Annotated in this window: 5 protein-coding genes; 3 read left to right on the forward strand and 2 right to left on the reverse strand. The window is 48.9% G+C overall.

The genetic code is table 11. The annotated features are described in order from the left end of the window. Positions 1-112: 112 nt before the first annotated feature. On the reverse strand, positions 113-1,591 hold the full coding sequence (locus tag B9N89_RS13970) for a right-handed parallel beta-helix repeat-containing protein (RefSeq protein ID WP_132319174.1): 1,479 nt from the start codon (positions 1,589-1,591) through the stop codon (positions 113-115). 348 nt (positions 1,592-1,939) lie between these two features. On the opposite strand from B9N89_RS13970, the gene B9N89_RS13975 reads away from it, so the two are divergent. From B9N89_RS13975 to B9N89_RS13985, 3 genes are read left to right on the forward strand one after another with little or no spacing between them, the layout of a single operon-like run. Continuing rightward, the gene (locus B9N89_RS13975) at positions 1,940-3,457 is read left to right on the forward strand and encodes a PfaD family polyunsaturated fatty acid/polyketide biosynthesis protein (protein ID WP_132319172.1); all 1,518 of its coding nucleotides are present in this window, start codon (positions 1,940-1,942) and stop codon (positions 3,455-3,457) included. Position 3,458: 1 nt separating this feature from the next. Beyond that, entirely contained in the window at positions 3,459-10,016 is a 6,558-nt protein-coding gene (locus B9N89_RS13980) for a type I polyketide synthase (RefSeq protein ID WP_132319170.1), read from the forward strand. Positions 10,017-10,034: 18 nt separating this feature from the next. Then, the gene (locus B9N89_RS13985) at positions 10,035-13,808 is read left to right on the forward strand and encodes a beta-ketoacyl synthase N-terminal-like domain-containing protein (protein ID WP_159455363.1); all 3,774 of its coding nucleotides are present in this window, start codon (positions 10,035-10,037) and stop codon (positions 13,806-13,808) included. On the opposite strand, the gene B9N89_RS13990 is transcribed toward B9N89_RS13985, so the two are convergent. Continuing rightward, complete coding sequence (locus B9N89_RS13990; RefSeq protein WP_159455364.1) at positions 13,803-16,652, reverse strand: 7TM diverse intracellular signaling domain-containing protein; 2,850 nt, start codon at positions 16,650-16,652, stop codon at positions 13,803-13,805. The two genes, B9N89_RS13985 and B9N89_RS13990, sit on opposite strands and share 6 nt — an antisense overlap. Positions 16,653-16,881 lie beyond the last annotated feature (229 nt).

Here is a 16,881-nt window from a genome sequence, read left to right on the forward strand (position 1 = left end):
TTCTTGGGTGGGTGAAACTCTGTCGCTCAAATTACACAGAGATGTTAGCAGTAGAAAAAAGAATTGCGCCATAGAAAAATGTGACGCTTGCAGGTCTTGTGGCACCCTGTTCCTAGGGTGATGCTCCGATGACCCATTGACTCATAAGTTGAATTGGCTTTAGAGAGCTGTCAGCGAAGAAGCTAGTGGCATCACTGCCGACCTTCTCACTACCAGAAACAAGGTGTAGATTTTCCTGACCAGGCTCCAAACTTTCGAAGGTGATGCCTGCTTCTGCCGAAGGGTTGCTACGGTCGCTGAGAACCAGATTGCTTGAGCTATTGGGCCCAGGAGCAGTCCCGTCCGTGGCAAGATTAAAGTTCGAACTCGGGCTGTCGGTGGTCGCAAAGCTAAACCCAGTGCAGCCAGCAGCCGTATCGCCGATGGAGTTTAGAATCACCAGCTCCGAGCCTGGATAAGTAAAGGCATTGTCCATACCAATGGCAGAGAATCGCCCGGCGAAAGCCCCCGTGCGGGTGACTTCTGAATTACATGTTTGAATGGCAGTTACATTGCTCACGATGACGCGAGTGTTTTCCACAGGGTTTGGAAAGCCTTGGACCATGATTCCACTGCGACCCATGCCGTAAAAAATGCTGTTGTATATGTGGGTAACGATGTTGCTCCCGTTAACATATATTCCGTCTTGGTGAGCCCCAGACATGCCGAACATAAGAACGTTGCCTATGGTAACTCCGGTGGCAGCAATGCGAATCCCTTCCCGTGAGTCGCCTTCAAACTGGCCAAAGCTGAGACCATCGATGACAGTGTAAGGTGTGAGTATAACAATGCCATGGCCAGTCTCAGGACTCATCAAGTAGGCTCTTTCTTTGCGAAAACCATCATGCCTCGCTTCGCCGGTCGCTTGGATTCGAATATTGAATTGCTGATTGGTCTGCCAGCCATCGATGGTCAACGGACTGCGATCAGCGGTTTCCCATGGCCCGCGAATCTGTACCAAAGCTGGTCGCTCTAAACATACAAGGTCTCCGAGAGGGCAATTGCCAAAATTAAGCCCACCCCAATTGCTTTGCCATGCCGCAAGGCTAGTGAAGCAAGGTCGTGGATCTTCCGCTATGCAGCTTGCTTCGATAAATGATTGGTTGATAATAGCTGGAATCTCTTCTGTGAAAAGGCCTTCGGTAGTGCCATCTTCTGGTGACAACGACGCAATATTAAATCGGCGCGCTCCTTGGGGTAATAAGAAGCTCAACTGCCAAAAGCGATTGCGGCTGGGTATGCTAGCAACCTTGTTCAAGACACCATTTTGATCCTCGTAGCTTGCCTCAATCAAGTCAGCTTGAAGGGCTCGTTCAGGAGCTAAGGATCGACAGCCAATGATCAGCTCCTCCCCTGGCGCGTCGTCTGGGCCACAGTCGATAAGGAAGGCGCCTCCTACCGAAACTGGCTCGCTAACCACGGGACTGTCCTCGGCGCTGGCTTCGCTGGGCTCTGATGACTCGCTTTGGCTACTCTGAATTTCCAGTTGATGACAGGAACTCAGGCCAAAGGTAGCGACGCCTAAAATGGCTAACAAAGCTTTTCGCAACATGAAGTTTCTCCACTAGGGCGTGTCTCTCTCGTATCGACACTAATTAACTACCGGTTCAGCTAGCCCGTTGTTTCATGGAATTCTAAGGCCTTGCACTAAAAAATTACTGCGGGGCAGAATCTTCTAAGGGGCAATAATTCAGATGGTGGAGCCTTATAGCTACAAGCTTTAACCAACTGGGAAAACCACTAAAAACATTTGGCATTTTTTTTGTCTTCTCCTGTAAAACTTGTCATGCTAACCTTGTTCCCGAACTAAGCATCAAAAGATATGTGGATTCTAACGAGTTTCTGTGCAAACTTGTTGCGATTTTGGCTATAGCTTTTCGAACAAGCGATAGGAGAGGGTATGAACAGTGAGCCAGAACTCACGTCTCTTATTTGGGACTACGAAAACCAACACTATCTTAAGCACGCTGGTAAAGAGTATCTGCTTCCTGCAACTCCTTTAACCTCTCTAGGAGATCCGCGGTTTTGTGAAGCATTTGGGCTAAGCCTTCCATACGTAGCTGGTGCTATGGCGAATGGTATCGCAAGCGAAGATTTGGTGGCAGCTATGGCTGATCACCGCATGCTAGGGATTTACGGAGCTGCTGGGTTAGGTATCCCGCGAATCGAAGCAGCAATCGATCGTTTGCAAAATCGAATCGGTCACAGGGCTTTTGGTGTGAATCTGATCCATGCACCCTCAGAGCCCCAATGGGAGCAAGATTTAGTCGATCTGCTCATTCGCAAAAACGTCGCTGTTGTCGAGGCCTCAGCGTTTATGTCGCTGACGTATCCTCTGATCTATTACCGAGTTAAAGGCATCCGCCGTGAGCAAGATGGCAAGATCGTTGCTCCTCATCGAGTGATTGCCAAGGCGTCTCGGGTTGAACTAGCAGAAAAATTCTTTTCACCACCACCCGTTGACATGCTTCGCCGACTTTATGAGGATGGCTATATCTCGGCTGAGGAAGCCCACCTTGCGCAGTTTATGCCAGTGGCGTCTTACGTTACAGCAGAAGCTGATTCGGGAGGGCACACGGATAACCGGCCTGCATTGACCCTTTTTCCGACTTTTAAGGCACTAAGGGACAAGATGCAGGCGATACATGAATACCATGAACCGCTGATGCTCGGTTTAGCGGGTGGGATGGCGACCCCATCCTCTGTGGCTGCTGCATTTGCCATGGGTGCGGCATATGTGATGGGCGGTAGTATCCATCAAGCCTGCCTTGAAGCTGGAACCAGTCCGAAAGTAAAGGCGCTTCTAAGTCAGGTGTCCCAGGCAGATGTCGTGATGGCACCGGCCGCGGATATGTTCGAGATGGGTGTCCAAGTGCAGGTGCTTAAAAAAGGCACGATGTTTCCGATGAGGGCGCGCAAACTTTATGAACTTTACAAGACACATAATTCCATAGAAGATCTAGCCCCGAATGATTTGGCTATGCTAGAGTCCCAGATCTTTCGGCAATCGATCGACCAGGTTTGGAGCGAGACACAGGCCTTCTTTCGGGCTCGTGACCCAGAGAAGCTTGAGCGATGCGAAGATCGACCCAAGCTTAAGATGGCGCTGATATTCCGCTGGTATCTTGGCCAGGCGTCGAAGTGGGCGAATGAAGGTCTTGATGGGCGCGAGATGGACTACCAAGTCTGGTGTGGTCCGGCGATGGGAGCCTTCAACCGCTGGACGGCAGGAACCTATTTGGCTCAGCCAGCGCAGAGGAAAGCGCCCCTGGTAGCTCGAAACCTTGTGCTAGGTGCCCTGGCGCTGCATCGCTTGCAGATTCTTCGATCACAAGGATTTGATACCATGCAGTTGAGTTCGGACGTCGATCAACCATTGCCAGAGGAAAAGATAAAACAAATACTACGGGAAGGATAGAATGTCTGAGTTGCACGAACCGTTAGCTGTTGTTGGTATAGGCTGTCTATTTCCGGAAAGCGATTCCCTCGAAGAATACTGGAGCTTGATTAAGAACGGTCGCGATGCCATCCGAGAGATTCCTTACACCCATTGGAACCCAGACGATTACTATAATCAAGATCCCAAAGCACCGGACCAAACCTATGGGCGGACCGGTGGCTTCTTAAGGCCCCACAAATTCGATCCACTACGTTATGGAATTTCGCCCCAAGCTATTGAGGCGACTGATACCACTCAGCTACTCGGAATGGTAGTGGCTGAAAAGGCTTTGGAAAGTGCTGGCTATGGGCCAGATCAGGATTTCGATCGAGAACGGACCAGTTGTATCCTCGGTGTTACGGGGACTTTGGAGCTTGTGGTGCCTTTGGGAGCTAGGTTAGGACATCCTATTTGGAAGAAGGCCTTGCTAGGAGCAGGCCTGAGCGAAGACCAAGCCCAAAGTATCGTCGATGAAGTTTCAGATTCGTACGTCCCCTGGCAAGAAGCGTCATTTCCCGGCTTGCTTGGCAATGTCGTCGCTGGTCGCATCGCCAATCGATTTGATTTGGGCGGTACGAATTCAGTGGTCGATGCTGCCTGTGCTAGTTCCCTAAGTGCGATTCGCACTGCAGCGATGGAATTGCAGAGCAGGCGAGCAGATATGGTTATTACAGGTGGAATGGACACCTTCAACGATATCTTTATGTACATGTGTTTTAGTAAGACCCCCGCACTTTCTAAAGGAGGTCACGCCAAGCCATTCGATGCTAACGGCGATGGCACTGTTTTGGGCGAGGGTTTAGGAGCTGTGGTTCTAAAGCGCCTCAGTGATGCAGAACGGGATGGTGATCGTATCTTCGCCAAGATCATCGGCATTGGCAGTTCCAGCGATGGTAAGGGTAAGGCAATCTATGCTCCTTCCACGAAAGGTCAAACCAAAGCCCTTCGCAATGCCTACCGTGAGGCTGGAATCTCTCCGGCTACGGTTGATCTCGTGGAATGTCACGGCACCGGGACAAAGGTTGGGGATGGTATCGAGCTGAAAGCTCTTAAGGAAGTTTATCGCGACCTTGGTGGCCAGGGTCAGTGGTGCACCATTGGTTCTGTGAAATCTCAAATTGGTCATACTAAAGCTGCTGCGGGAGCTGCTGGACTGATAAAAGCGATCATGGCGCTTCATCATAAAACGTTGCCGCCGACCATTAAGGTCGATGAGCCTCATCCTGAGTTTGAGGGCTCGCCATTCATTCTAAGGCAAGCTCCATGCCCTTGGCCTAAACCATCTAATCATCCTCGTCGGGCAGCTATTAGTGCCTTCGGCTTTGGTGGCAGTAACTTTCACTGCATTCTTGAAGAACACGGCAGCGACAAAGTCGCCAGTGACTTTGACACAGACCAAGATATCTTGGTCTATAGTGCACCTCATCGAGAAGCGATGCTAGCCATCCTGGAGCAGGAGCTGGAAAGTCTTGCCAAGTTTGGGGGTGCTGAGCTGAGCCGCAAATCGCGGGAACGACTGGATCTGAGTCACGGTCTTAGAGTGGGGATTCTGGTAGCAAACGGGGCTTACGAGTCGCAACTGGAAGCAGCTCTTAAGCTGATCAAGCATGATGCAAACTCTGATCATGGTGCCCCCAAAGGGATATTCTTCAATGATGGCTCAGGTGTGAATGGCAAACTGGCAGTTCTTTTTTCCGGTCAAGGCTCTCAGTATCCAGGCATGCTGAGTCAATTCATGAGTGAATCACAGCTTGCCCAGCAAAGTTACTCTCAGGCCTTGAGCCTCAATGGCTCTACTTTATCCCAAGCAATGTATCCTGGTAAGGCTTTTACATCAGGTGAAGCAAGCCATCATAAGAAGCAACTAGCTCGCACTGATCTGGCGCAACCCGCGATTGGTGCGGTAAGTGCAGGCCTTTGGAAGACGCTACAAGAGTTTGGAGTGAAAGCTGATCTTTTGGGAGGTCATAGCTTTGGCGAGTTGACAGCGCTCTATGCTGCTGGAGTCTATGATGAAGAGACGTTTCATCAGCTGGCGATGATTCGAGGTACCCTGATGGCATCGGCAGCCAGTGATCTAGGCGGAATGATGGCAATCATGGCGCCGGTAGCCCAGGTTCAGGAGTTTTTAGACGCACATTCCTGGGATCTTGTGATTGCCAACCACAACGCTCCGGAGCAGGCGGTCATTGCCGGGCCTAAAGACCAAATTGATGAGGCCTCAAAAGCGCTTAAAAAATCTGGTCTTCGGGGTAAAGTCTTAACTGTGGGAGCAGCCTTTCATAGCCCCATCATGGCTAATACTGTCCGACCCTTCTATGACCGGATCGCTGAGTTCGATTTCCAATTGGCACAAACTCCAGTGTATTCCAATACACTAGGCAAAGCTTACGAAGCCGATGGTGAAGGCATTCGAAAGATTCTAAGCGAACAACTCGCTAAGTCAGTGCGATTTGTCGATGAACTTGAGTCGATGTATCAGGACGGAGCACGACGCTTCCTAGAGGTGGGGCCAGGCAAGGTATTATCAGGTTTGGTGAATAAGACTCTTGGTCATAACAGCGATATAGCCATAATGCACTGTGACGATGGTCAAGGCGGAGTTTCAGGTGTACTCGCTGTTTTGCTGGAGCTGTTTGTTTCTGGTGAGACCATTGATTTTAGCCGTTGGCATAAGGATTGGAGAATTCCGCACCAGCAAGCACCTTCATTTGCCATTGAGATCACTGGTGCAAATTATAAGTCCGATCGTCCCATTCGAAAGGCAAAGTCGATAAAAGACGCCAATTCAAATAGTAACAAACAAAGCGAAACTAACAATCACACGGAGCACGGGCCGATGGATGACAGCCAGAACCAGTCACGGGATCATAGGATGGATAAGCATTTAGAAGCGCTTCAGGACATGCAAAAACAGACTGCTGAACTCCATCGGCAGTTCCTAGAAAATCAGGCTCAATCACAGCGTATTCTTCACGATCTCGTACTCATGCAACGGGGTCATGAACCTACTCCAGGAGCATCGGCAGGCTCTCGGGAGAGGAGTGATCAGCAAACCTCCGAGTCCCGTGGCATGTATAGCTCAGTATACACGGCGAGTGATGTGATTGTGCCCGAAGCTCCCGAAGAGAAACCAAGGCTCCAAGCAGCCCATGAGACTTCGGTAGAGAACCAAGAATCTGAAATCCAGCGTAAGGGAGCAACGAAATCAGAGGCGATGCCTGAAGGCGGTGCCCAAGACAATGTTATGACGGCGGTTCAAGGTCTGATAGCCGAAAAAACCGGCTATCCACAGGATATGCTCAGCCAAGAGATGAGTCTCGAAGAGGATCTAGGAATTGATTCCATTAAACGGGTTGAGATTTTTTCAGCTTTACAGGACCAGTTCTCAAGCCTAAGCGATGCGGACCCGGAAGATTTGAACAACTTGCGAACGATAGCTGATATTGCTAGCTACCTCGGAGCGGAAGAAGTAACGGTGGCTCACGTGGATGCTGTGAACCCCCTTCCGATTGCAAATGGAAACGATACCCAATCGCCCGTAGGAAGCACTGAGGATAAGGTTTTAGAAATTATCGGTGAGAAAACGGGTTATCCAAGAGATATGCTTCATATGGAAATGGCTCTTGAAGAGGACTTAGGGATCGACTCGATCAAGCGTGTTGAGATCATCTCAGCGCTCCAAAGCTATTTCCCTAGCATCGAGCAGATGGCCGCTGAAGATCTTGGGGATCTACGGACCGTTGAGCAGCTGGTTTTTGCTCTCAATGAAGACCAAGCTGTTGGTCATGCAAGTGGAGAAGGTGCAAATCTACCCAAAGCAGATCACGAAGCTGAGCCAGTTGCCATTGAAGACGCTGCCCAGGGCTTAGAAGAAGCTATTTTCACTGTGATCGCTGAGAAGACTGGTTATCCCACCGACATGCTCAGAGCAGAGATGGAGTTAGAGTCTGATCTGGGAATCGATTCTATCAAACGGGTGGAAATTTTCTCTACCTTAGGAGAAAGCTACCCTGAACTAGCTTCTGCGGATCAGGAAGAGCTTGCGGATTTGCAAACCCTAGGTGATGTGATCGCCTATCTCGATAGGGATGCTAGTGACGAGGGCGGTAGTACGTCCGTCGAAGATCGGTTTGATCTTGGCGATGTCCTAGCTGAAATCCCTGCCGAGGAGGAGGATTCGCCAGGGGCCGATCCCGATGAGTTAGGAGACGACCCGTTCGTGGCAACGACTGAGTTACCACGCCAGATCCTTGAGCTGGAGACCGTTGATAACTTGGGAAACGACATTCCCAATCTGGAGCCAGGTGCTAAGGTTTGGGTGTGCGATGATGGCAGTAATTTAGCCCGCAATATAGTTTTGAAGTTGCGAGAGAAGGGCTTTAAGCCAAAGTTGGTTTCCACGTCCTTCGTGGATCGCCTTAAGGCTCCCGATGATTTGGATGGCTTGATTATCCTAGGGCCTGTAAAACTGGAGGGAAGCCCGAGTCGCTTCTTGAGCAATTGCTTTAAGATGCTAAAACTTTGCGCTCCAGCCTTAAAATCAGGAGAGAATAAGCTCTTCAGTGTGGTGACTCGCAATGGAGGCAAATTCGGGTTAGATGGCCTTGATAGCCTATCCCAAGTTTATGCTGGTGCGCTGTCCGGCCTTGCTAAAACTGTGGCTCGGGAGTGGCCTGAAATTCGAGCTTCACATATCGATTTGGCACGGGATTTCAGCGATGGTTTTGAAGCGGCCTTCCGCCTCATTCATGGGTTTATCTTCGGTACAGACTTAGAGCTTGGGGTTGCAAGCCAGAGCTACTTCAGGCCTCGTCTGGTGTCTGCAGATTTAGATGGACAAATGGATATAGATCTAGGGCCCGAAGATACAGTGATTATAACTGGAGGCGCTCGGGGGGTTACTGCATGTATCGCTAAGCAACTTGCAGAGAGAACGCAGGCGCGCTTGGTTCTATGGGGCCGCACGGAAAGGGCCAAAGATCTCCCTGATTGGGCCTTATCTGGCTTGAGTGAGGCTGATCTTAAGCAAAAGATTATGTCTGAGTCGAAGCTTTCCAGTCCCAAGGCTTTAGAGAGTGCCTACCAGCAGCTGATACGTAAAGTAGAACTTCATCAAAATATCGAGGCGATCAAGTCTAAAGGCTCGGAAGTCTACTATCAAACAGTCGATGTCAGCCAAGAGTCGCAGATGCGCGAAGCTCTTGATAAGATCGAGGAGAAATTCGGCAAGGTTTCTGGGTTGATCCATGGCGCCGGAGTTTTGGCAGATCACTTCATCGAAGAGTTAGACGATCAAGATTTTCAGCAGGTTCTCGATACCAAGATCAAGCTGATTGGTTTGGTGGAGCAAAGGCTGCTTGACCTTAAATATCTAGCACTATTTTCTTCCTCTACGGGGCGGTTTGGCCGTAAGGGCCAACTCGCTTACGCGGTGGCTAATGAAGCCCTCAATAAGTTTTCCCAATTCTATAAGAAGTCGGTTCCTAATTGCCACACCGTGGCTATCAACTGGGGGCCTTGGGATGGGGGCATGGTGAACGATGGTTTGAAAAAACTATTCACAGCTGAAGGTATCGATGTGATTCCCTTGGAGATGGGGGCGGAGTTCCTTCTGCGGGAGCTAGCACTCGGTGATCAAGGGGAAGTTGTGGCGATTGCTACTACAGGCTTGCGTCACGCAGTTGATGAAAGTGAGCTATTTAGCTTCGAGAGCTGGCCCATTCTAAAGTCTCATGTCATGAAACATCGAGGGGTTGTGCCTTCTGTCGTTTTGATGGAACTGATGATTGCAGCTGCTAAAAAGCGAAATGCTGATTGGTACTTTAAGGGTGTCTCGGAGTTCAAGGTCTTGAAAGGCATTACCTTAGCACAGGGCGATCAGGTTCGCTATGAGCTTGAATCGGAAGAAGGAGCAGATATTCCAGGCGGACGCTCTATTCCTGTGCGCTTATGGTCAGTGCAAGGGGGGCAGCGTTTTCTCACAGCATCTGCCGAAGTGCAGCTCTACAAAGAGTGGCATGACGACCAGCGGTCCGCACAGATCGAGATAGCTGGAGTGTTAGAGAAGCCCAGTCTTGATGATGTCTACGGTGATTGCCTGTTCCATGGAGACGATTTGCAAGGTCTAACGTCCATAAGGGATTTGGCTGACGAAGGAGTCGTAGGGACCAGCCTTACCCAAGCTGCACCAGAGCAATGGGCTCGCTCGTGTCCACTAAATCAATGGCATGCTGACCCCTTAGCCCTTGATGTAAGCTTCCAGTTAGCTGTCGTTTGGAGTCAAAAGGTGTGCGGTGCCCGCTGCCTACCTACAGGTTTTCGTTCATACATCCAATATAGAGCCTTTCCAAAAGAAGGTTGTGAGATTAGGCTAAAGGTAGACCATCGCAGCGCAAAGCAGTTTGAAGCCACCATCGAGTATGTGGCGGACGGGCAACTCATTGCCCTGATGACTGGTTATGCTGCTGTTATGGATGAAAGCTTAGGCCAGTCTTTTAGAGAAAACTCTCTAGAGGAGGCTACAGCAGAGATCTAGGATAAAAAGGGGGGATTGGTGGACATCGCAATCGTTGGTTTGGGGGCTAGGCTCCCTGGTTGTGACAACTTAATGGATGTCTGGCACAAGCTAGCCTACGAAGATCAAGACTTCGAGACTCAAAACGATCCTCCCTGGTGTCGCCCATCTCAAATCTCAGGTCTCGATTTTCGAGACCACATTCCTCACGATAAGGCATGTTTTGGCCATAAAGACTTTAAAAAGCCATGGAACCTTGATCTTAGCTCTGATCGGTACGAGACTTTAGATCCTCTGGTGAAAATCAGTTTAGATTGTGGTCGCAATGCGTTCTTCGATTGCCAGTGGCAGCCAGTGGATGGATGTCGGGCGAGGGTGATTTTAGGGCACATGGCAATGCCTACCATTGGCTCAACCCAACTGGCCCGGGATGTTTTTCTTACGACATATTTGCAGAGTATTACGGCAATGGAGTCTCAAGTTTTTGGGGCTGACCCAAGCCAGTACCTTGTGGCAAGCCTTCCAGCGACGGTCCTGGGTCAGGCCCTTGGCTTTCAAAGGGCCGGCTTTTCTGTAGATACTGGTAGCTTGTCCGCCTTGTCGGCTTTGGAGATAGCCTGCCGATCACTAGAAACACACGATCTTGATTTTGCGATTTCAGGTGGAGTTGCGGGACCAGAGCCTCTTTATGCCCAGATGAGCTTTACTCAGTTGGGCCTGCTTTCCAATACTGGTCATGGAAAACCATTCTCTAGGTCGAGCGACGGACTAGTGCTCGGTAGTGGAGGGGTGCTCTTTGCACTAAAACGCTTGGCGGACGCAAAATCTCACGGAGATCATGTTTACGGAGTGATTCGCAGCTGTAAAACTTGTCCTCAGGTGACCCCAGGAACCAAGGCTTTAGAGCATGCTCATCAGATAGCTGCTTGGGATCACGAAGCAATTGATTATCTGGAAGGCTTCGGTACTGGAGTTGCCGAATGGGATCGTACAGTTTTGCGTGGATATGAAGAGTTTTGGCAGCAGCGCTCTCGCAGACTGAACTTGGCAAGTTCTCACGGTGCCTTTGGCTTCCTTCAAGGAGCCTCTGGAGGGTTGGCACTGTTACGTTGTCTTCTCAGTTTTGAGAAAAAGGCAATGGTGCCAACCCCAGGGTCTGATCAGGACTGGAACGAGCATCACCCCAATTCAATTCTATGTATGACTTCGAAAGTATCTCCATGGGCTGGGGCTGGCTCCCGCAAAGCAGGAGTTCATGTTGCTGGCCTGAGTGCTGGTGAAGGTGCAATGCTTGTCGAAGATGTTGAGGCGCCGATAAGAAGTCAGGAAATAATTGCTCCTAGGCTAAAGCCAGCAATCCCAATAGCGATTGTTGGTGTTGGTGTGAGGCGGGCTTCCTCTGATCGTGAAATCTTTCATGATCATGACGAGGTTGAAGCAACGGACGCCTATGACGAGGCTCTACAAAGATTTCTGAATCAGAAGAAACTCAGCTTAGGAACAAGACATCGTTTTACCCAAATCCGATGCGATCCGGAACTCCATGACTGCTCAGGGGCAGCCACTGTCATACTCTCGCAGCAGTGTATTGCAACAGCCTTAAGTGGTGTGAATGGCGGAATGAATGAAACGGGACTGTTCTGGTCTGGTGAACTTTGTCAGGACGTGCATCGTCAAGGGCTGCGGTGGCTAATAGAGGAGCTTTGTCAGCATTGGAATCTAAGGAACGCTGGTGGTCTTGATAGTGATCAACTGGAGCAGTGGATCGAGCAGGTAAAAGATACTTTTGCACCCGCTCTGCATAGGGATGTAGTGATGGAGTGGCTGTCATCTTATCAGACTCAGCAACTCTTTAGTGGGCCTTTGACTCAAGCAGAATCTTTTGCTTGTGGGCTCAGTTCTGGTCTGGTTGCCTTGGAGCAGGCCGTTCAGCAACTTAGCTCGGGTCTTATTCAGCAAGCTATTGTGGGAGCCAGTGATTTGGCAACAGCATCCTTATCAGCTGTTTCCTTAATCCATGAAATGGACTCTGCTGGCAGCTTGGACCAGCTCATTTTAGAAGACGCCAGTATATGTTTGGTGCTTAAAAGCCTCGATCAAGCTCAGCAAGACGGTGACACCATTTGGGCGACAATAGATGGGTTCCAAAACCCGATAGGAGCGGCGGGACTAGCTGAATCATCGAATTCTTATCAGGGAGCTGCTACTGGTCTGCTATCATTTTGGGAGGCTTGGGAGCAAGCGAGGACGAATCAGCAACTGAAGTTTGACTACCCCACATTTGGCCAAGGGATTCTTTTTTCAAAAACAAGAGAAGGCTCCAAAGAATTTGCTTGGCAGTGCCCAAATTATTTTACTATGAAGAAGCTCTGTCATGAAATGCCTCGATGTCCGCCTCCACCCCAGTTTATTCGGCCGGTTCAAGGTGGATCTCACAAGCTAGAGCAAGGTTCCCAGGAGCTTTTAGGCGAGTGGCCTAGTAATCGCGATTTTATTAGTCAGACAATCGAGCTTCTATCTGCCACGCCTGACTCGAGCCCGATGATGGGGCAGCCATTGACCCCCCGAACCGAGCTGTCTATCGTCGAAGATCGGGACGGAGCCATGAGCTATGGCTTGTTCTCTCCGCGATGGCACCATGGTGAAGATAGAGAAAATCGATTCGAAGGTGCCATGCGTGCTCGGGGAGAGGAGGCCTACGAGCCCTTAGTACCTCCAGATCTCCAGAATGCTAGTTCTAAGTCTGAAAACAACCTAGACTCGACTCTATCATTAAGCCAAGAACATCTCTTGGAGTTGTCGAGTGGTCACGTGGAAGTTGCACTAGGAGAAGCGTTTCGAGCCTTTGATGACGGTCGTCAATTGACTAGGATTCCCCAAACACCTTACAGCTTCTTATCAAGTGTTAGCTTCGATAGAGCATCGCTGATGCAGGCTGATGAAGCTCGATGCCAGGGAACATACATTTTGAATTCGGATCTTTGGTTTCTAGGACAGGGTGAGGCTGAGCCGCCGTTCTTCGTGATCCTTGAATGTGGTTTGCAAACAAGTCATGTCCTCTCTCTTATTGCCGGATCTCCTTTTCAGTCTGGTGAGGATCTCTACTTTCGGCATCTACAAGGGCAAGTGACTTATGTCGCTTCAAAAATTTCTGGCTGTTCAGAGCTAACTATTGCCTGTCGATGCCGGGGAATTCAAAAGTATCCTGAATTGATCTTACAAGACTTTGAATTTGATATTAGAGCAAACGATCACACCTTACTAAGCGGCCTGTGTAAGGTCTCGCTTTCGACAGCGTCACAATTGAATTCTCTCGGTGACTTCCAGAATTTTCAAGTCCCAGCCTTGTCTCGACGGGCTCCAGCAGAAGAGTTTTTCTATTCGGGTGATGAGACTGTGTGTTTGATTGATCACGTAGAGCCACTAATACCACGCGGGGGGGCATACGAAAATGGGCGTGTTAAGGGGTATAGACGTCTTTCACCAGATGATTGGTACTTCCATGCTCACTATAAAGATGACCCAGTGTTTCCTACCGGCTTAGCCTTGCAGATGGCTATTCATCTGGCTCAGCATAGTGCAAAAAAGCTTTGGCCAACGGGATGCTTTGCTTTTTCAGACGGGTGTAATCTGGAGTGGTTAAGTCGTGGCCAGGTTCGACCCTATCATGACGAGTTATGCCTGGATCTTCATATACATCGTACCGACGATGATAAGAGGTCTATGACCTGTGACGTCTATTTTCATGCTGATGGCCAAGCTATAGGGTTGGTCTCAGGCTTGGGTGTGGAGCAAAAGCAGGTCCATCTATGAGGCCAACGACTGAGAAGACTCTTCATCTAGGCGATACAAACATGTATCTGGAAGATAAAGTTCGAATTCGAAGGATGCCCTGTTACTTTCATCTTGTATGTCTAGGAGCGTCAGATCGAGTTTGCCTAGATGGTCCATGTAAGCCTTAACTGCATCCAAGCCAACCCCCCGACCAGAGATCTCGGTGACGTCCTCAGCTGTGGAGACGGAATGTGCGAAAATAAGATGAGCGATCTTATCGAGGTCACGTTCATCTTCGCTGATCAAGTCTCTCGCGATTCCTAATGCTTTGATTTTAGTAAGATCTAATCCTCTGCCATCATCCTTAAAACCAATTTTAAGCTGAGACCCTAAATCAGTGAGTGTTACTGTTATGGTGCCTTGTGCAGGTTTCTGTTGGACGATGCGTTCGTTTTCTGTTTCGAGACCATGATCCATCGAGTTTCGAATCAGATGGGTAAAGACGTTGTTTAGTACGGATGCGGCATCTGTAGTAAATAGAACGGGGTCGCCAACCACGTTGATGTGGGGTACTGGCTTCTTGAGATCTTTGCTTAGGCGATTTGTTTGTGAAAAGACTTCACTAAAGAAGTCGTGTGAGTTTTTGTAATAGCTAGCATAGACACTATCGATGAGCTTCCTATGCTTCACCTTGGCTGTGGGCGAGAGGGCCTTGATCAGCTCGACACATTCTTGCAAGGCTTCTATATCAAAGAATTTACCCTTCTTCATGATACGCCCTAACTTGCCAGAGCTGAGTTCTACGTACTGATTGAGGGTTTTCTGAACACTGTGGTGGTCCCGCATTAAGGCCGTTTGATCCCAAGATTCGTCACCGTTTCGGATTCTCTGGCATCGATCCTCTGCCAGGTGAATAGCTTCACCGATATATTTGAAGGCCAATGAGCGAGCATTGCCTTTTAATGTGTGGTAATTGATAAAGATGATTTGCAGTGTGGATCGGCTTAGCTCCTGGTTAGATTGAATAAGGCGCTGATTTTCTTCCAGAAACTTCTGGCATTGAATGAAAAAATCCTGGCAGCGATCCATGGGAACTGCAATGATCTCTTCGATCTTTTCCATCTGAATCTTGTGTTCTTTTGTTTGTAGCTCCAGCTGACGAACTTCTGTAACGTCTCGCGCCACAACCATGATTTTTTCCGTAAGGTCGTCTTCATTAGAGATAGCCTGCCAGTTGATGGCTATAATTTTGTCATCTAGCTCGACCTCTCTCGGGAAGTTATCAATATTGATGTCAAAGTTCATGGGGTCAGAGCCTAGAGCTGCGAAAAGAGATGATCGGACTCTAGCTATCTCATCCTGGGTGAGATTGGTTTTCTCGGCAAGAATTTTTAAAGGGTCGCGGCCATATAGGTTTGTCATACCCAGAATGTCTTCTAGAAAACCAGAGTAGTAACCCTCAATGTAGAAGTCTCCTTCCAACTCTACCTCGGCATCGTCATTTTGGTCGCTAGTTGCAATGGTAAAGATCCCTTGCTTGATGTGCTTCATAATCGATTTAATTTGCTGTGACTTGCGCTCTACAAGATGATCGAGGGTAATAATGTGCTCTTGCTGCAATTTGATGGCCTGTTCTTTGGCCTTTCGTTTTTCTTGCTCTTCGCGAATTAGGGTGTCATTCAGCTTTTGAATCGTCGCATTTTGTTCGTCCTGCTCGATCTTGATCCGATCCCCCAAGGCAAGAGAGGTCAAGAGAACTTCTATGGCAGAGCCGATGGGCATTCCAAACTGGGTGAGAAAAGACTCCTCCACAATACTAAAAGAGCCTAGTAAGTTGTAGGTAACCCCTGTGAGAAAGGTTGTAAAGCCGATGATATACAACCTTGCTGGCTTGTAACCTCTCAGATAGGTGAGAATAGCCGTTCCGAGTAGGATTGGTGGACCAATCAGCCCAGTGATACTCGCGTAAAAATTAGCCTGATAGTGATTGATGAAGCCCAAGAGGAACGTGCCAAAGGCATAGGCTTGTAACCCGAATAGAGCCTTGTCCATTTTCGGAGCATAAAATTTGGTTTTCAGGAATTTACGAGAGAACATGAGGACGAAGAACGATGTAGATGCCGAAGTAATGAAGTAGCTGATCTGTCCAAAGCCAGGGAGATTAGGCCACAGATGTTGAAAGGCTAGGCCTAGCAGAACGGCTTGCATTAAAGCAAAAGTTGCAATGAACAGAATATAGCTCACCAGGTTGGGATCTTTGAGTTTCAGGTATAGCATCATGTTATAGAGGATCATCGCGATCATAATCCCCATATAAATGCCGAAGTAGGCTTGGACTCTAATCTGATGCTCCAAAAAATTTTGATTTTTCCAAATTGTGACAGGAATGCGCAGATCGCTGGGATAATGTACGCGGAGATAGATTTCTGTGGGTAGATCACCGGACACTTCGAGGGGAAACGCGTAGTAGTTAAAGTCTATAGGTCTTGTGTGAAATGGTAGCTTTGTTCCAGTTCGGTACTGAGAGATAACCTCGTTAGCTTGAATTTGATAGACGTCAAGTTGTTCGAGAAATGGCCAGGGAATTTCTAGAGTCCAGTCCCTTCTTCCACCCGATACAGGTGCGATGACCATCCGAACCCATACGAAAAAGTCTTGATTCCAATACTTAGGGGAGCCTTCTGGGTGAGTCCAGTTGAGCTCAGAGTTCGAGCGGATGTCCGCTAGAGTGAGAGAACCTGTCTGATCTTCGAGTATTTCAAGGTAGTTACCTGCTAGCTCAAGCTTCTTTAGCTCTTCCCCTAGACGCACCTCTTGCTTACTAAGAGCCAAGTCTTGGCCACAAAGTGCAAAGGTGAGGAAAAGAATAAGTTTATGAACCATATACATTGTGCTCCGCTCTTAGGATTGTATCGGTATTATTGCGTCCGAGATTCATAGTCAGGAGTCCCGATCTGCTCGGCTAACTTGTACTTTTTAGGATTAACTTGCCCTCTAGTGCTTAGTCACATTGAATCCTCAGCGTTGTTGTCTTCGTCTCTCAATCGTCGCTGTACGGGAATACTATCTCCTCAATCATTCCTCGACGCCTAGCTAGCTGAGAATCCAATGT

This window comes from Pseudobacteriovorax antillogorgiicola, assembly GCF_900177345.1.
Classification (GTDB): domain Bacteria; phylum Bdellovibrionota_B; class Oligoflexia; order Oligoflexales; family Oligoflexaceae; genus Pseudobacteriovorax; species Pseudobacteriovorax antillogorgiicola.